This is a genomic window from Desulfococcus multivorans, from assembly GCF_001854245.1.
In the GTDB taxonomy this organism is placed as follows: Bacteria; Desulfobacterota; Desulfobacteria; order Desulfobacterales; family Desulfococcaceae; genus Desulfococcus; species Desulfococcus multivorans.
In genome coordinates this window covers 4,047,253-4,063,240 of sequence record NZ_CP015381.1, presented here as the reverse complement: position 1 = coordinate 4,063,240, position 15,988 = coordinate 4,047,253, and the positions used below count along the sequence as shown (strand labels likewise).

The following is a 15,988-nucleotide window of genomic DNA, read 5'->3' as shown; positions in this document are numbered from 1 at the left end:
GTTTTATTCGACAAAATCGATGGTCTGGCCAATCGGCTTCGGCAGGCGCGCCAGTTTCTCCCAATCCTCCTGGAGATCTTTCAGATCATCCTTTTTGTGCTTGTGACAGGCTTGACATGAATTCGGTATGACCGGATTTTTCATCGTATCCGAAGGCAGCAGCGCCTTGAACACATGGCTGTGAATATCACCGGATTCCGCGCTCTTGGCAATTCTGGGCATGTGGCAGCCCAAACAGTTGGCAAACGAATGGATGGCGTGACCCAGGTTGTTGTTTACCATTTCGTGGCACAGGAAGCATTGTTTGGAGCCTGCAGCCATGGTTTGAGAGCGGGTAGGCGCAATACCCAATTGATGCACATAGTGACATGAAGTACAGGTCACCCCTTCGGCGGCGTGCCGCGAATTGGACCAGTCGATGAATTGCTGGTGATGGCCTTTGGAAAACTCATTGGCGTACGGTGAAACAGACCTCCGGCCAGGGGAAATCCGCTTCATCCGCAGCAGCCGGCGAACTGAAAGCCAATGTGAGAACGATTGGAAAGATGCCGTACAGTGTTGATAAAATTTTGTTTTTGATGCCCATAACCGACCTCCTTTTGTTGAGGTTGATCTTGTCGGGACTTGGGGACGGTCAAAACGGCTATCGTGAAGAAACAAGCCGTTCTGTTCCCGGAGGGTGCCTTCGTCGTACCGTTTCAGAAAGAGGTAAAAGCCGCTGAGCCTGGGAAGGCCGTGGAGGATGTCAATCTCCGCCTGGGGGTGAGAAAAGGGATGATGTCAATTGCTTTGGGAATGCCTTACAGGAGAAAGGTTTTTTTTGTAAATAAGCATAATTACTCAAATGCATAAGAAGAAGATCTCATCCGGTCTGGGTAATTATACCTATCCACGCAAAACGGAGATCAATCTTTCCGGTATCATTCCGGCATGATGATCGGGAGCGATCGGCCTCGACGCGGCACGGTCGCCCCCCGATGTCGTTTATGTGCGGGGGCCCGCCGTCGGAAGTGCCGGCGGGCCTGTAGAGAATCCGGTGGGATCAGTCGCCCTTCACGCCTTTGGCGATGCGGTCCCCAATCTCCTTGTCGATGTTGCGCCAGTATTCGAAGGCGCGCGTCAGCACGGGCTCCGATACGCCGTTTTTGAGATGTCCGACGACGTTGGCCACCAGACGGTCGCGCTGTGCATCATCCATCACCTTGCGTACCAGGGTGCCGGGCTGTCCGAAGTCATCGTCGTCCTTGCGTTTGGTGTAGGCGGCGCGGATGAACTTGCCGTCGGCGCTCCAGACGGCCGTCTCGGGATAGCGTTCGGCGTCGGCCTTGGGACCGCCCTTTGAATTGGGCGCATAGACCGGATCGGAGACGTTGTCGATTCGCATCGCACCGCCCTTGCTGTAGCTGTGCACCGGGCTTTTCGGGCGGTTGACCGGGATCTGCTTGTAGTTGGGGCCCAGGCGTGCCCGGTGGGCGTCGGCGTAGGACACCAGGCGGGCGAGGAGCATCTTGTCCGGGCTGGGACCGATACCCGGCACCAGGTTGTTCGGCTCGAAGGCCGCCTGCTCGATCTCGGTGTGAAAATCGTCGGGGTTGCGGTTCAGGGTCAGGCGGCCCACTTCGTGCAGGGGGTAGTCGGCGTGGGGCCAGACCTTGGTCAGGTCAAAGGGGTTGAACCGATAGGTCTCGGCCTCTTTGAAGGGCATGATCTGGACTTTCAGGGTCCAGCTGGGGTAATCTCCCCGCTTGACGGCATTGAACAGGTCCCGGCGATGGTAGTCGGCATCCTGGCCGGCGATCCGGTCGGCCTCTTCCTGGGTGAGGTACTCGATGCCCTGGTCGGTTTTGAAATGGTATTTCACCCAGAAGCGCTCGCCCTTGGCGTTGACCCACATGTAGGTGTGGCTGGTGTAGCCGTTCATGTGCCGATAGCTTTTGGGGACGCCGCGATCGCTCATCAGGATGGTGACCTGATGGGCCGTCTCGGGGGACAGGGTCCAGAAGTCCCACTGCATGTCGTGGTCGCGAAGGCCGCTGTCCGCCCGGCGCTTCTGGGAGTGGATAAAATGCTGGAACTTCATGGGGTCGCGTACGAAAAACACAGGGGTGTTGTTTCCCACCATGTCGTAGTTGCCCTCGGTGGTGTAGAACTTGAGGGCAAAACCGCGCACGTCGCGCCAGGTGTCGGGACTGCCGCTTTCGCCGGCCACCGTGGAGAACCGGGCCAGCACGTCGGTCTTCGTGCCGGGCTGGAACACCGCCGCCTTGGTGTAGGCGCTGACGTCCTGCGTCACCTCGAAGTAGCCGAAGGCCCCGGAGCCCTTTGCATGGGGCTGGCGGTCCGGAATCATCTCCCGGTTGAAGTTGGCCATCTGCTCGATCAGATAATGGTCATGCAGCAGGATGGGGCCGTCAGGTCCGACAGTGAGGGAGAATTCGTCGCTGGCCACGGGTATCCCGGCGTCGGTGGTCGTAAATTTGCGGTCGTCATTTGTCATGGCGTTGCCTCCTTTGTTTTTGGGTCAGCTTTTCTCTGCTTTTGCAATCACCGCACACACCGAAAAAATCAAGGCGATGACTCCGTATTTCGAATCCTGTGTCGTCTGCAATTCTGGTGGTGATGTCCTTGAGCGGCCCCAGGTCCAGATCGATCACCTTTTTGCACCGAATACAGATGACGTGGGGGTGGGGAAAGGGTTTGCCGCCTTCGTACCGTTTGCTCCCGCCGGGAATGGATATCTCGAGAATCTCGTTGATCCTTTTGAGAAGATTCACCGTCTTGTAAATGGTGGCGATGCTGGTGGTGGGAAACTTCCGCTTGACGATCTCATGGACCTCTTTGACGGAGGGATGCCCTTCGCCGGCCGCCAGAACCTCCAGAACGGCCATCCGTTGCGGCGTGAGCCGGAACTCCAGCGCTCTCAGCTTCGAGACCATCTCCTCCATACGACTCAGGCTGTTTTCGGAATCGGAATGTGTGTTCATCGCTTATTAAAAAGAATATATCTTAAAGAAGAATCATTATCCATAACGCTACAGGATGCGCTGTCGCTTGTCAAGCGGAATTCATTTCTGCTCATTGTTCGGTATTGACAGGCCGGAAGCGGAAGGCTGAAGCCTGAAGGCGTACACCTTTAATCCCATAGTCGCTCAACTTTCGACTTTCATAGGCCGTATCCTCCCGGCACCTCTTTCCGGTCATCGTCATGAAAGTCGAAAGTTGAAATAGTCACTTAAAACCATAACACTCTAAAACCATAAAACCATAAAACCATAACACCCTCTAAAACCCCTCATGAAAGACTGAAGCGGATGTGCCTGCGACGGACAGCGGACTCATGCCGCCGAATTCAGGAAATCGATCACCAGTTCATTGAATGTGTCCGCCTGATCGAAATTGGCAAGATGGCCCGCTTTTTCCAGGATCTCCAGCCGGGAGCCCGGGATGAAATCCTTCATCGTCTTCGCATTGCCGACGGGAAGGGCGGCGTCTTCGCGGCCCCAGATAATCATCGTTGGAATGCCTGACCCGCCAAGCGCTTTGATTTCGGCTTCCAGGGTATTGAAAAAATCCGCCCGTAGAATGGCGAGCAAGGCTTGGGTGGTCCCTTCAATCTTTTGAAAGCCCATGAGATTCCGGTAAATATCCTCAGTCAGGGCGCCGCGGTCATGAATCCAGATATCCGCCAGGTTCATGCGCCGGATCCTATCCGTAGGCAGGGACAAAAGAAACTCCGCGACGCCCTTGAGCCTGAAAATCTTCGCCTGAAAGGGCAGTCGGGTGGGGATGCCGCTTGCGTCGACCAGAACAAGCTTATCCACGCGATCGGGATGCCTGAGCCCTAAAACGATGGATGTCCCGCCGCCCATGGAGTGCCCTATGAGCGACGCGCTCTGGATATCGAGGGCGTCCAGGAACAGCCGGATCTGCTCTTCGAAGAGGTCGTATCCGTATGCGATAGGTTCCCGGGTGCTATAGCCGTGCCCCCACAAGTCCGGCGCGTATACCTTGAAGTGCGCCGCCAGGGCGTCGAGATTTTTGATCCAGGAGTGATGGTCCAGATTGAAGCCGTGAATGAGGACGACCGGCCGCCCTCGTCCCCGTTCGATGAAGTGAGTCCGTCGGCCGGCCAGGTCGATGAAGCGGCCTTCGGCGTATTTTTCCGCCCAGGCCTCAAGCGGTTGACTGTTCCAGGGAACGAAGCGATGCATCAGGATACTCCCGCATTGATCGGAGCGCTTTCGTAACGGGCGGCATGTTCTTTGCCGACCGCCAAAACCTTTCATTAAAGAGAATGCATCCTAAAGGAAAATAATTCTCCGCAACGGTAAAGGGTGGGGTGTTGTTTGTCAAGTGGTTATGTGATTAGTGCTTCAACCGATCCGAGGGGCGGTCCCAAAATTTCCAAGAAAACGACGTTTTCTTGGAAGGTGATTATGGGGTTAGAGGCGTGTCCCTGAAGTCTTCGGCCTTCGGTCTTCAGTCTCCAGCCTCAAGAAAGCGTGCGGGGCGCGGGTCATACCCTGCCGCTGCCGATCCGTGAACGGCGAACGTTGCGTTATCTATTTGTATATGGCCCGGAGCCCGTTGGCCGTCACCAGAAGGCTGGTGCCCATATCTGCGAAAACGGCCATCCACATGGTCGCCTGGTCCATGAACGTCAGGGCCAGGAATATCGCCTTGATGCCGATGGCCAGCGTGATGTTCTGCACCAGGATAGCGTAGGTGGACCTGGAGAGCCTGACGAAGCGCGGGATCTTCCTGAGGTCGTCGTCCATCAGGGCCACGTCCGCGGTTTCGATGGCGGTGTCCGACCCTGCCGCGGCCATGGCGAACCCGATGTCGGCCTTGGCAAGGGCCGGGGCGTCGTTGACGCCGTCGCCCACCATGCCGATCTTGCCGTTGCCGTCGAGCGCAGCCACCGCAGTCAGTTTGTCTTCGGGCAGGAGGTCGCTTTTGAAGTCGTCCACCCCCGCCTGTTCGGCAACGGCGCGTGCCGTGTGGGCGTTGTCGCCGGTCAGCATCAGGGTCTTGATCCCGAGCTGCTTCAGTTCCCTGACGGCCTCGATGCTGCTCTCCCTGAGGGTGTCGGCCACAGCGAAGAGGGCTTGCACGCCCTTCCCGTTCACCAGCGCCACGACGCTCTTCCCCTCTTTTTCCAGGCGGGAAATCCGTTCTTCAAGATCAGGGGAGCTCATTTTCAGATCTTCCACCATGCGGTAGTTGCCCAGGTACCAGGTCTCGCCGTCGACGACGCCGCTGACGCCCCGGCCGGGGACGGCCGTAAATTCATCGACATGGGGCAGGTCCACCCCCATTTCCGCCGCGTTCCCGGCAATGGCTCTGGATACGGGATGGTCGGAGCGGGCCGCGATGCCGGCGGCCAGAATAACCGCCCGGTGTCCGCCGATGTCGCCCAGTTTAACGAAATCGGTCTGCTTCGGCCTGCCGTGGGTGAGGGTGCCGGTCTTGTCCAGTGCCAGCCGGTCGAGGCGCCGCCCCTGCTCGAGGAACACGCCGCCCTTGATCAGGATGCCGTGGCGGGCGGCTGCGGCCATACCGCTGACGATGGTGACGGGGGTGGCGATGACCAGGGCGCAGGGGCAGCCGATCACCAGAAGCACCAGGGCCGTATATACCGATGTGGTCCAGACGCCGCCCATGAATACGGGCGGAACGACCGCCGTCAGGAGAGCCGTGAGAAACACGGCGGGCGTGTAATACCGGGCAAACTGATCCACAAGGCGCTGTACGGGCGCACGGGTGCATTGCGCCGCTTTCACCGCATGGATGATGCGGGCCAGGGTAGAGTCGTCCGCTCCGGCCGTCACCTGAAATTCAAAGGAACCGGAGGTGTTGATGGTCCCCGCATAAACCGTGTCGCCCGCAGTCTTTTCCACGGGCATGCTCTCGCCGGTGATGGGGGCCTGGTTGACGGCCGACCGGCCCTGCAGGATAACACCGTCCAGCGCAACGCGCTCACCGGGCTTCACGCGAACCCGGCTGCCGATGGAGATCTGTCTGATGTCCGTTTCCGCCCACGCGCCGTCGGGACGCTGTACGGTCGCCTTCCCGGGGGCCAGGCTGAGCAGATTTTTGACGGCGTTTCCGACCCGCTCCAAGGACTTGGCTTCAATGGCCTCGGCCAGGTTGAACAGCACCATGACCATGGCCGCCTCGGCGTATTGCCCGATGATGAGCGCGCCGGTCACGGCCACGGACATGAGAGCATTGATGTTCAGGTCCAGGTTCCTGACCGCGATCCAGCCTTTTCTATAGGTGGTCAGTCCGGCGAAAAGGACGGCGACGACGGCAAAAACCATGGAAAGCCATGCCGTGATGTCCACCCCGTCGACGGCCGGAGCCTGCGGATCGATGCCGAACGGGATCAGATGCCCTGCTTGAAGGCGTTCGACGGCTTCGGATGCGGCGGCGAACACGCCGGCGATCGCCAGTTTCATCCAGGGAATATGGGGCTCGGGAACGACGTCGGTTTTGCCGGATGCCGTCGCCCCCGCATCCAGACCCAGGGGCTCCGGCGTCATGCCGATACGATTCAGGACCGCCTCGATGGTGTCTGTGGACGACAGTGCGTGGTTGACGGTGAGCACCCGCTGCATCAGGTTGAACTCAAGCCCGGTGATGCCGGGCATTCGTCCGAGCTTTTTGCGGATCAGGGCCTCTTCCATGGGACAGTCCATGTTCGCGATACGGTAAACGGCCCGTGTCGCCGACACCCCGCCGACGGCGGAAAGATCAACAGGCGCCTGACAGAGGCTGTCATGACCGCCGCAACCGCAGCCTTCAGGGGTTCTCCACCGACGGTGTTGCCCGGCATCGTTGCATTCGGTTCCATTCGGTACGCTGCAGGTGCATAACGGGGTCAAGGTTGCATCGCTCATGATATTTCTCCGTCAATGGTTTGTAAAAATCGGCAAGGCACGAATGCGTCCATCTTTCTTTCAGAATAAAGATAATGTCTATAGCCGCTATAGGGTCAAAGCGTTTTTTAAAAAAAGCGCAAGTTTCGGCATTCACCGGCTGATGAATACCGAAATTGAAATGCCCGGCCCCTTTCCCGGGTGGTTTTGACAATCAGGGGGGGCTGTCGTTATTATGGGATTGATGATTTTGCTTAACTTCCGGTGTTTGTGAGAGGGTAAGGGGTTACGGTTTTATGGTTTTATGGTGATTATGTGATTACAGGCATACGCCTTCAGTCCTCAGCCTTTAGTCTCATATCGTTTTTACGGAGGAAAAATGAAGATCGGCGAACTGGCGAAGAAGACCGGATGCAAGGTGGTGACCATCCGGTATTACGAAAAGGAAGGGCTTTTGGCCGAGCCTGAAAGAACAGCTGGAAACTACCGGGTCTACGGCAGAAAAGACCTGGAACGCCTGGAGTTTATCCTGCATTGCCGCAGGCATGACATGAAACTCGGGGAAATCCGGAAGCTTTTGACTTACAGGGACCATCCCCGGCAGGACTGCACCTGGGTGGCCGGACTGCTCGACGCCCATATCGGGAACGTGGACGAGCAGATCCGATCCCTTCAGCACCTGAAGCACCACCTGAAGCAGCTTCGCGGGCGTTGCGCGGGCGGACACAGCGGCGAAACCTGCGGCATTATGCAGGGGCTCGAAAATCAGGAGCTCTGCTGCGCCGCATGCGAACGGGAGCATCCGATCGGATAACGCTTCAAACGGATGTTGCGGATATGGGCAAGACTGTCCTTCCGTTTACATTCGATTTGCGATCATCATCCGTTTTCGCACGCTGCGTCGGTTTCACACCTGAAGGCATCATTTCAATTGATGGGTCATCCAGAATTAACCATCCTCCAATGCGCGTTTAACATTTTTTCTCCGCGGTTGGTTCCCGGGTTTCTGTAGGGGCGGACCTGTGTGTCCGCCCTGATGTCCCGGCAGGGGTCAGCGCCGCCAGACCATCAGTTTTGAAAACAGGGATTTTGCGAAGGGTGTCAGCCGGGTGCGGTTGTAGGCGTCTCCCAGTTGCCGGATGCTTTCCGCCTGGGTCGGGTAGGGATGAATGGCGTCGGCGATCCGTTTGAGACCCAGCTTGTGGGTCATGGCAAGGGTGATCTCCGAGATCAGGTCGCCGGCGTTGGATGCCACGATAGTGGCGCCTATGATCTTATCCGTCCCCTTGCGGACGTGCACCCGCGCGAAACCGTTGGTGCGGCCTTCGAGAATCGCACGATCGACCTCGCGAAATTCCCGGGTGAAGGTTTCCACCGGGATGCCTTGCTCCCGTGTCTGCTTCTCGTAAAGTCCGACATGGGCGATTTCGGGTTCCGTATAGGTGCACCATGGAATGGTCAGGGCGCCGGCTTTGGCGCGGCCGAAAAAGAGGGCATTGCGAATCACGATGCGCGCCATGAAGTCGGCCGCATGGGTGAACTGATAGGGCGAGCAGATATCTCCGGCCGCAAAGATGTTGGGCTGGGAGGTTTGCAGCCGGTCATTGACCTGCACGCCTTTTTGGGTGAAAGCGACACCGGCCGCGTCCAGCCCCAGGTTTTCAACGTTCGGCGCACGACCTACGGCCACCAGCAGTTGATCCACCACCTCGTCGTAGCCTTTGCCGTGGGACTTCACGGTGAGGCGGATTTTATCGCCGTCGGCTTTGGCCAGCTTCAGTTCTTTGCCGCAGCACAGCAGTTTCACCCCGTCCTTCAGCATGGATTCCAGGACGATGCCGGAAGCGTCGGTGTCTTCACGGGGAAGGATGCCGTGCAGGGTTTCCACCAGGAACACCTCCGCGCCGAATCGGGCGAAGGCCTGGGCCATTTCGCAACCGATGGGGCCTGCGCCGATGACGGCCAAGCGCCTGGGCAGTTCGGTCAGGGAAAAGACGGTCTCATTGGTGAGATAGGATATTTGATCCAACCCTTCAATGGGCGGCGCCGAAGCCCGTGCGCCGGTGGCGATGACCGCCTTCCTGAAGGCGAGTCGTTCGCCGGCGACCGCCAACGTGTCGGCGTCGACAAAACGCCCTTCACCGATGAACACGTCAATTCCCAATTCGGCGAACCGCCGGACAGAATCGTGGGGGGCGATGGACGCCCGGAGGCGACGCATCCGCTCCATGGCCTGACCAAAATCGATGCTCACGCCTTCCGGGACATGCACGCCAAAGGCGCCGGCGTCCCGGACCGCTGCGGCGGCCCGTGCGGCTCGGATCAGGGCCTTGGACGGCACGCAGCCTGCATTCAGGCAGTCGCCCCCCATCAGGTGGCGCTCGACCAGGGCGACTTTCGCCCCCAGCCCGGCGGCGCCGGCCGCGCAGACCAGGCCGGCGGTACCCGCACCGATGACGACGAGATTGTACCGCGAAGCCGGCTTGGGATTTTTCCAGTCCGGGGGGCGGACATGGAACACCAGTTCTTGATTGTAGGCATCCCAGGGACTGATCATGGTGTTGCCTTTCCTGTTGTCTGACATTGCTGCCTCCCAAGGCCGGATTGCGGCGCTTCAGCTCGGGTTCACTTCCCGTTCAGCGACCAGTCGTAATCAAGATATTTTACGGAATACCCGCCGACCTTCAGATAATCGCCTGCCGTTGCGGGGAGATACCGGCTGCAGAAATTCGCTACGGCGCGTTCCGTATCATCCAGCCCGGTAAATCCGGACGACGGCGAGAATTCGCCCACAAAATCTTCCCCGTACCATTTGAAGACAGATGAAAAATAGACCGTATTCCGACTGCGGTCGATGCGGAAACCGGCCGGGCTTGCGAGAAACCGTCGTGTCTGGTCGTCGAGCTGCGCATCCAGTGACGGGCCGACATAAGCCTCGCTGCGCAACGGCGGACAGCTTTTTGCGGCGCAGACCAGCGCCAGATGAATGCGCGGCTCGTCGTATTGCTTGCGGATGATGTCGTGCTCCAGGTTGTCCAAGGTGATGGTGCCCCCGAAAAGCCGAACCGCCGGCTGGGACCACGGCCCTTTGAAAAAGCCGCCGATATCCTTGATGCTGTCGACCGGGTAGTGGTTCAGGATCAGTTTCAAGGTGGCCGCATTGTACAGATTTATCAGGAACGCCAGCCGGTCGGCTTCCCCCCAGGCGTTGAATGTCGCTTCCGAAACGCCGGCGACGCCGTCCAGGTAGTGATCCAATGCGCCGCCGTCGGCTTTGAGGCCTTTGTAATCGACCCGGCCGTCGGTGACGAATCGTTTGAGCAGCCTGTCATAACCGGCGTGGGTCCTGTCGAAATCCGCTGCACTTGCAGAAAGCGCCGTAAAACAGAATGCCGCGGATATCAGCGCTGCAATCAGACGATTGATGAGGCATGTGTGCGTGTGGGTTTTCATGGCGTCTTCAGCTCCTTTCGACCCGCTGCAGGTCATTATCGGTTTTGGGGGAGAGCGGTGCCGGCTGCCTGCATAGCGCGCTCTCCATTTGACCGTTTCGTCGGTTGAATCGACGATTCCTTGCAATGAGTTTCACGATGAGAGGATGTGCTGCGCGAGTCGCTTCTATTCGGGTCGCCGTCATTCAGTCTCGATGCAGCGTGAGCGGTCAAGTTACGGCGCTCGATTCCATATTTTTTGATTATAACGCGACAACCAACCCCGCGCAAGCCTCAGCCTGATGGAGACAAAGGGCATGGCGGCAGGCAACCGGCCATGATCCGGGCCCACGTCGAAATCCTCGGCGCCTTCTGGAAACCAAGCGTTGAAAATGAGTCCGATATGATGTAGCCTCGAAAAAAAGCCGCCACGGCGACCATCCATTTTAAACGAATAAATTTTCAACTTTTTTATCAGAGGTTTATCGATGATCACCCTGTCTACCGATTATATACGCAAAAACATTGCCCCTTCCGATCTCATTTTTCATCGCGGCCTGGATCTCTACCGGAACGGCGCGTTCGCCTGCGTGGACAGCGACCCCGGAACAGGTCGGTTCGTATATGATGTCGACGGTCGATACGGCGACTACACCACCCGCGTGCAACTCCTCCCGGACGACCTGACCACCTCCTGTGACTGCCCTTTCCCCGGGAAGGGATGCAAGCACACCATCGCGGCGCTTCTGGATGTGGAGCAGAAACTCAAGGGATGGGAACAGCTGGGTCGGGATGAAAACCGACAGAAGCGCAAGGCGCCGCCGGACGACGTCTGTCTGACCGCCGACGAGATCCGGGAACAGGCGCTGGCGGACCGGAAAAAGCGCGCCGGAAGCGAAGGGTTCACGGTAGTCTGGGGAGACATGCTCAAGGGCGAGCACACCGTGGAAACGGTGAAGGGCAAGCAGTATCTCGTCACCCTCCACGATCCCCCGGCAGGCAAGGGGCACTGCACCTGCCCGGATTATGAAACCAACCGCCTCGGCACCTGCAAACACCTTCTCTTCCTTCAGCATGAAGTCCGGCGCGACAAGGCGGCCGTCGCCCGGATCGCCTCCGAGCAATTTCCGTTCGTGGACATCTACTGGGACTCCGTCCGCCGGCGCCCCAGACTCTTCTGCGAGCGCCCCGAGGGCGAGGTCCGGGATGCCCGGGAACTCTGGCGGGATTTTTTTGCGGACGACGGCGACTATCTGCGGGAGCGACCGGCCGATCTCATGGCGCTTCTGCGCCGCCTGGACGGCAACAAGCGGGTCCGCTTCCAGGAGTCGCTCCTGAACCGCATCGAACACGACCTCCTGGATGCCGAACTCGCGAAGATCCCCGAGGACATCTCCCCGGCCCTGGGTCGCATCCGGGCCGATCTCTACCCTTACCAGGTGGCCGGGGTTCAGTTCGCCCTGCGCAAAAAAGCCGCCCTGATCGGCGATGAAATGGGCCTGGGCAAGACCCTCCAGGCCATCGCCATAGGGGTCATCAAGAAGGAGCTGTTCGGTTTCAGCCGCATTCTCGTGGTCACCCTGTCATCCCTCAAGGAGCAGTGGAAGCGGGAGATCGAGCGGTTTGTGGATGAAAAGGCCGTCATCGTGGCCGGAAACCCCATGCAGCGACGGGCCGTTTATGACGCCGACGACAGCCTCTTCAAGATCACCAACTACGAGGCGGTGCTCCGGGACGTCGACGTCATTTCCAGGTACAATCCCGACCTCATGATCCTGGACGAGGCCCAGCGGATCAAGAATTTCAACACCAAGACCGCCGACGCGGTCAAGAACATCCGCCGTAGACACGCCCTCGTCCTGACGGGGACGCCCCTGGAGAACAAGCTGGAAGACGTCTATTCCATCGTCCAGTTCCTCGACCCCTACCTGCTCTCCCCCCTCTGGCGGTTTGCCGCGGACCACTTCATGCTGAGCCGGCAGAAAAAGGGGCAGATCCTGGGCTACCGGAACCTGGACCGCCTCCATGAGAAACTCAAAACCATCGTGATCCGGCGTCGGAAGGAGGAGGTGCTGTCGGACCTGCCCGAGCAGATCGTCAACAACTATTACGTCGAACTCACGGACAAGCAGGCGGAGATCCACAACGGATATTTCGCTGCTCTGGTGCCGCTCCTGAACAAGAAATTTCTCACCCCCATGGACATCCGCCGCATCCAGCAGCTTCTCCTCATGATGCGGATGACCTGCGACGCCACCTATCTCGTCGACCGGCAGACCAACATCTCCCCGAAGCTCACGGAACTGGAGGGGATTATCGACGAACTCGTGGTCCAGAACGGGCACAAGGTGGTGATCTTCAGCGAATGGACCACCATGATTTTTCTGATCGGAAAGTATCTCTCCTCCGCGGGCATCAACTTCATCGAACTGACGGGCAAGGTGCCCGTCAACAAACGTCAGGCCCTCATCGACGCGTTTACGAACAATCCGGACTGCAAGGTCTTCCTCTCTTCGGACGCCGGGGGCACCGGCCTCAACCTCCAGGCCGCCGATTGCGTCATCAATTTCGAGCTGCCCTGGAACCCCGCCCGAATCAACCAGCGTATCGGCCGGGTCAACCGCATCGGCCAGAAAAGCCGGTGCATCAACGTCGTCAACCTCATCGCCAAGAACAGCATCGAGGAGAAGATCCTGGCCGGCATCCAACTCAAGACCGCCCTCTTCGACGGCGTTTTCGAAGGTGCCGCGGACACGGTGGAGTTCTCCCAGGCCAAGCGGGCCGAGTTGCTCAACCAACTCCGGGAGATGATGGGCGAGGAGCCCGTTGCGGTGTCCGGCGAACACACGCCTGCCGAGGAACTGCCGGAAGACACGCCCCATTACCTCAATCCAAGGGTCCTGGATGAAAAGGTTCGCGAGGTGGCCTACGATGCCGAAGAGGTTGAAGCGGGGATTCCCGAGGCGGAGCCGGCGCCCGCGGAAGCGGCCAAAGGGGTTTCGGATCGATCCGCCGATGGGACGGCTGCCGGATCGCCTGCCGAGTCATCCGAAAGATCACCCAGACCCGTGGGGGAGGCAGGCCGGCGCGAGGGTGTCCATAGGGATGCTTCCCCGGAGAGGATGACAGAGGTGCTCAACACCGGGATGCAGTTCATCAGCGGCCTCATGGAGATGGCCACCGGCCGGAAGATGACGGGGACTCATGACGACGGCCGCATGGTTCATATCGATCATACCACGGGCGAGGTGACCCTGAAATTCAAGCTGCCGGGGTTTTAGCCGTATCCGAAACCTTTTCGCCGCGAGCGCCATCGGGGACGACCGACTGCAGAAAAGATCCCAGGGGCGCATCGTGCCCGACAGCTTCACCCACGGCACCTCGGCCCAGCGGGTCCGATGGTTCCGGAACGGCCTGGAGACGGGGGACATCAACCAGTGCAACACCTTTGCATCGGATCGGCTGTAGCGAACCGGATGGTGCTGAAAATCGAGCGGGCTGCCAAGACCTTCGCCCGCCGTGCGCCGTGGGCCGTGAAGGTGCCTCCTCTCTTGGGTGGGGGCGTGCCGCCGGTGCCGCGTTTTTACAAAAATCAAACCCGGAACAAATACCCTTCTTACAAATCCCGACTAAAAGAAGCTATTCAAGCGTTTTTTCAATTCTGCCGCGAGGAAGCAGAGATCCGATCCGATCGCCGTTCGGATTGATTGGGAGATATTCTGCTGCCGCACAGGGCATCTTCGGAACAACCAACCAACAGGAGGGATAATGAAATCGGTGAACAGAAGGGAATTTTTGAAGATCGGGGGCACGGGTCTCGCGGGACTGACGTTAACGGGTTTGAATATTCCGATTTTCGCGCCGAAACGGGCCTTTGCGAAATCGTCCGGCAGCGCCTGGAAATTCGGCGTAATGGCCGATACCCAATGGAAAACGGGCATCTATAACGGGATTCCCGTTGAGGATCCGGCATCCTGTGCCACGACAATCATCGACGCCCTGAACGAGCAATTCATTCAACACGGCTGCAAATTTGTCATCCAGGTGGGGGATCTGGTCGATAAAGAGCTTGTCGACGGCACTCGCACCCTGCCTACCCGGGAGGAACATGCCCGGGCGCTTTACAGCAACGGGATCGGCTTTTTCCCGGTTCGGGGGAATCACGAGGCCAGTGCCGTCGCCGCAAACGAAATGCCGATCCTTTTTCCTCAAACCCTCGGTCAGGGACCCCATCTTTTCGGAGCCGACAACGTAGAGAGCCCCGTTCTTTCGGTGCCTTATTCCGCTTCCGACAGCTTGAAGGGGTTGACGTACATGTTTGACTTCAACAATGTCCGATGTGTTCTGATCGACCAGTTTGTCCGGGCCGACGGCAGCAATTATAACGGCGCCAAAAGTTATGCCTACAATGCGGTGGATCAGGTGGCGTGGGTCGATTCGGCACTCTCCGCAAATGGGGGCGATCGTCATGCGTTCGTGTTTGCCCATAAAAATCTCATCGGACAAAACCACAAGGATAACCTTTTCGGAAATGCGTTGACCGACAACCCCGAGGCGCGGGATTATTTTCTCGAAAGCCTGCACAACAACGGCGTCCGCTACTACCTCAGCGGTCACGATCACATGCACCATTACTCCAGGGTGACATCCGGTGGTGACGGCGCCTTCGGCGTCGGCCAGATTATCTGCGCCTCCAACAGCTACAAGTTTTATATTCCCCGCGAAGGGGATGACGATCGCGAAATACCGTTCGACCAGGAGCTGTTCTCCATCGGCTACTACATCTTCACGGTTGACGGCCCCCGGGTGACGGTGGACTTCTACGCCTCCAGCCACGGTTTTGACTATTCCGATGTGAGTTTGAGCGCGCCGCCCTCGCCGCTCTATTTTTATCTGCGCGATACCTTTGGATACAGCCTCAACGGCGATGCGTTCGAAGTTGCCCGGGGGGAATCCTATACCAGGGTGGCCGGCAGCTATAAGAATACAAATGTCAGAATTCTGGCTGGAAAAAACGGCAATAATGAAACCGACTATGTCGGGCGGCCGCTCTCCAAATTCGTGACGACGGGCTGGACGGATTCCGACAGCGTTGACGGTGCCGTGAGCCATATCCTCAGCCTCTGGGGAATGACCGATAATTTAAGCCTGTACGACGAGGCGCTTGAAGGGATGCTGCCCGATGAAAACGAGAGCCGGGAAACCGATATCTATACCCTCTCGATGACCTGCAATGCGCTGAAGGATCAATCGGGCAAAAACCATAAGAACTTTTGCCTCGCCGCAAGGAGCGAATCGGGCTGGGTCAATGCCGTGGATGCGAATTACGGCGGCTCCGAAAATTTTGTGCGCGGCCCGTGGCGTGACGGCTATGGATTGGGAACCTGGGGGATCGATGCCGATTCCGTGTGGGCGGTGATCAATCACGACGGCGATTTCGCGGTCATGCCGATCGCTGCCGTTGAAAAATAACATCCTCCAAGGTTCCCGTAGGGGCGGACCTGTGTGTCCGCCCTTTGCGGATTCACCCGGACTCCCCATCATCGCGGCAAACAATCGGAACCGTTCATCGTTTGACGGGGTATAAAACATTGTATGACGGGGCGCGGGATCAGGGCGGACACACAGGTCCGCCCCTACGTTGACCGCAATGTCATACGATCCGGCCGTCGTGGT

Annotated in this window: 14 protein-coding genes; 6 read left to right on the top strand and 8 right to left on the bottom strand. The window is 58.5% G+C overall.

What is annotated here, in order from left to right; genetic code table 11:
* Window positions 1-3 precede the first annotated feature (3 nt).
* Complete coding sequence (locus dmul_RS17700; protein WP_174376645.1) at window positions 4-498, bottom strand: hypothetical protein; 495 nt, start codon at window positions 496-498, stop codon at window positions 4-6.
* Between the two features lie 150 nt (window positions 499-648).
* Here dmul_RS17700 and dmul_RS17695 point away from each other — a divergent pair, with 150 nt between their 5' ends.
* A complete protein-coding gene (locus tag dmul_RS17695) occupies window positions 649-852 on the top strand; it encodes a hypothetical protein (protein WP_144016444.1) in 204 nt (67 codons plus the stop codon).
* A gap of 190 nt (window positions 853-1,042) precedes the next feature.
* On the opposite strand, the gene dmul_RS17690 is transcribed toward dmul_RS17695, so the two are convergent.
* From dmul_RS17690 to dmul_RS17675, 4 genes are all read right to left on the bottom strand, one after another.
* Window positions 1,043-2,497: a catalase gene (locus dmul_RS17690; protein ID WP_020876690.1), complete on the bottom strand. Its 1,455-nt coding sequence runs from the start codon at window positions 2,495-2,497 to the stop codon at window positions 1,043-1,045.
* Window positions 2,487-2,984 carry a Fur family transcriptional regulator gene (locus dmul_RS17685; protein WP_020876689.1) on the bottom strand — a complete coding sequence of 166 codons (498 nt, stop codon included), beginning with the start codon at window positions 2,982-2,984 and terminating at the stop codon, window positions 2,487-2,489. The genes dmul_RS17690 and dmul_RS17685 overlap by 11 nt, the downstream gene beginning before the upstream one ends.
* A gap of 351 nt (window positions 2,985-3,335) precedes the next feature.
* Complete coding sequence (locus tag dmul_RS17680; RefSeq protein WP_020876688.1) at window positions 3,336-4,211, bottom strand: alpha/beta fold hydrolase; 876 nt, start codon at window positions 4,209-4,211, stop codon at window positions 3,336-3,338.
* 351 nt (window positions 4,212-4,562) lie between these two features.
* Window positions 4,563-6,902 carry a heavy metal translocating P-type ATPase gene (locus tag dmul_RS17675; protein ID WP_020876687.1) on the bottom strand — a complete coding sequence of 780 codons (2,340 nt, stop codon included), beginning with the start codon at window positions 6,900-6,902 and terminating at the stop codon, window positions 4,563-4,565.
* Between the two features lie 358 nt (window positions 6,903-7,260).
* Between dmul_RS17675 and cadR the strand changes: the two genes are divergently transcribed.
* Window positions 7,261-7,695: a Cd(II)/Pb(II)-responsive transcriptional regulator gene (gene cadR / locus dmul_RS17665; protein ID WP_020876686.1), complete on the top strand. Its 435-nt coding sequence runs from the start codon at window positions 7,261-7,263 to the stop codon at window positions 7,693-7,695.
* A gap of 237 nt (window positions 7,696-7,932) precedes the next feature.
* On the opposite strand, the gene dmul_RS17660 is transcribed toward cadR, so the two are convergent.
* The 3 genes from dmul_RS17660 to dmul_RS20360 form a co-directional block, all read right to left on the bottom strand.
* Window positions 7,933-9,465, bottom strand: a complete 1,533-nt coding sequence (locus tag dmul_RS17660; RefSeq protein ID WP_020876685.1) for a mercuric reductase — start codon at window positions 9,463-9,465, stop codon at window positions 7,933-7,935.
* Between the two features lie 41 nt (window positions 9,466-9,506).
* Window positions 9,507-10,334 (bottom strand): DUF547 domain-containing protein, encoded by an 828-nt coding sequence (locus dmul_RS17655; RefSeq protein ID WP_020876684.1) that lies wholly within the window; start codon window positions 10,332-10,334, stop codon window positions 9,507-9,509.
* Between the two features lie 213 nt (window positions 10,335-10,547).
* Window positions 10,548-10,808, bottom strand: coding sequence for a hypothetical protein (locus dmul_RS20360; protein WP_144016442.1), 261 nt, complete (start codon window positions 10,806-10,808; stop codon window positions 10,548-10,550).
* Here dmul_RS20360 and dmul_RS17650 point away from each other — a divergent pair.
* The 4 genes from dmul_RS17650 to dmul_RS17640 all read left to right on the top strand — a co-directional run bounded on the left by dmul_RS17650 (window position 10,801) and on the right by dmul_RS17640 (window position 15,784).
* On the top strand, window positions 10,801-13,593 hold the full coding sequence (locus dmul_RS17650) for a DEAD/DEAH box helicase (protein ID WP_020876683.1): 2,793 nt from the start codon (window positions 10,801-10,803) through the stop codon (window positions 13,591-13,593). The genes dmul_RS20360 and dmul_RS17650 overlap by 8 nt on opposite strands.
* A gap of 4 nt (window positions 13,594-13,597) precedes the next feature.
* Window positions 13,598-13,780 (top strand): neutral zinc metallopeptidase, encoded by a 183-nt coding sequence (locus dmul_RS21110; protein ID WP_144016441.1) that lies wholly within the window; start codon window positions 13,598-13,600, stop codon window positions 13,778-13,780.
* Between the two features lie 8 nt (window positions 13,781-13,788).
* Window positions 13,789-14,019 (top strand): hypothetical protein, encoded by a 231-nt coding sequence (locus dmul_RS17645; RefSeq protein ID WP_040415014.1) that lies wholly within the window; start codon window positions 13,789-13,791, stop codon window positions 14,017-14,019.
* A gap of 61 nt (window positions 14,020-14,080) precedes the next feature.
* On the top strand, window positions 14,081-15,784 hold the full coding sequence (locus dmul_RS17640; RefSeq protein WP_020876682.1) for a metallophosphoesterase family protein: 1,704 nt from the start codon (window positions 14,081-14,083) through the stop codon (window positions 15,782-15,784).
* Window positions 15,785-15,988: the final 204 nt, after the last annotated feature.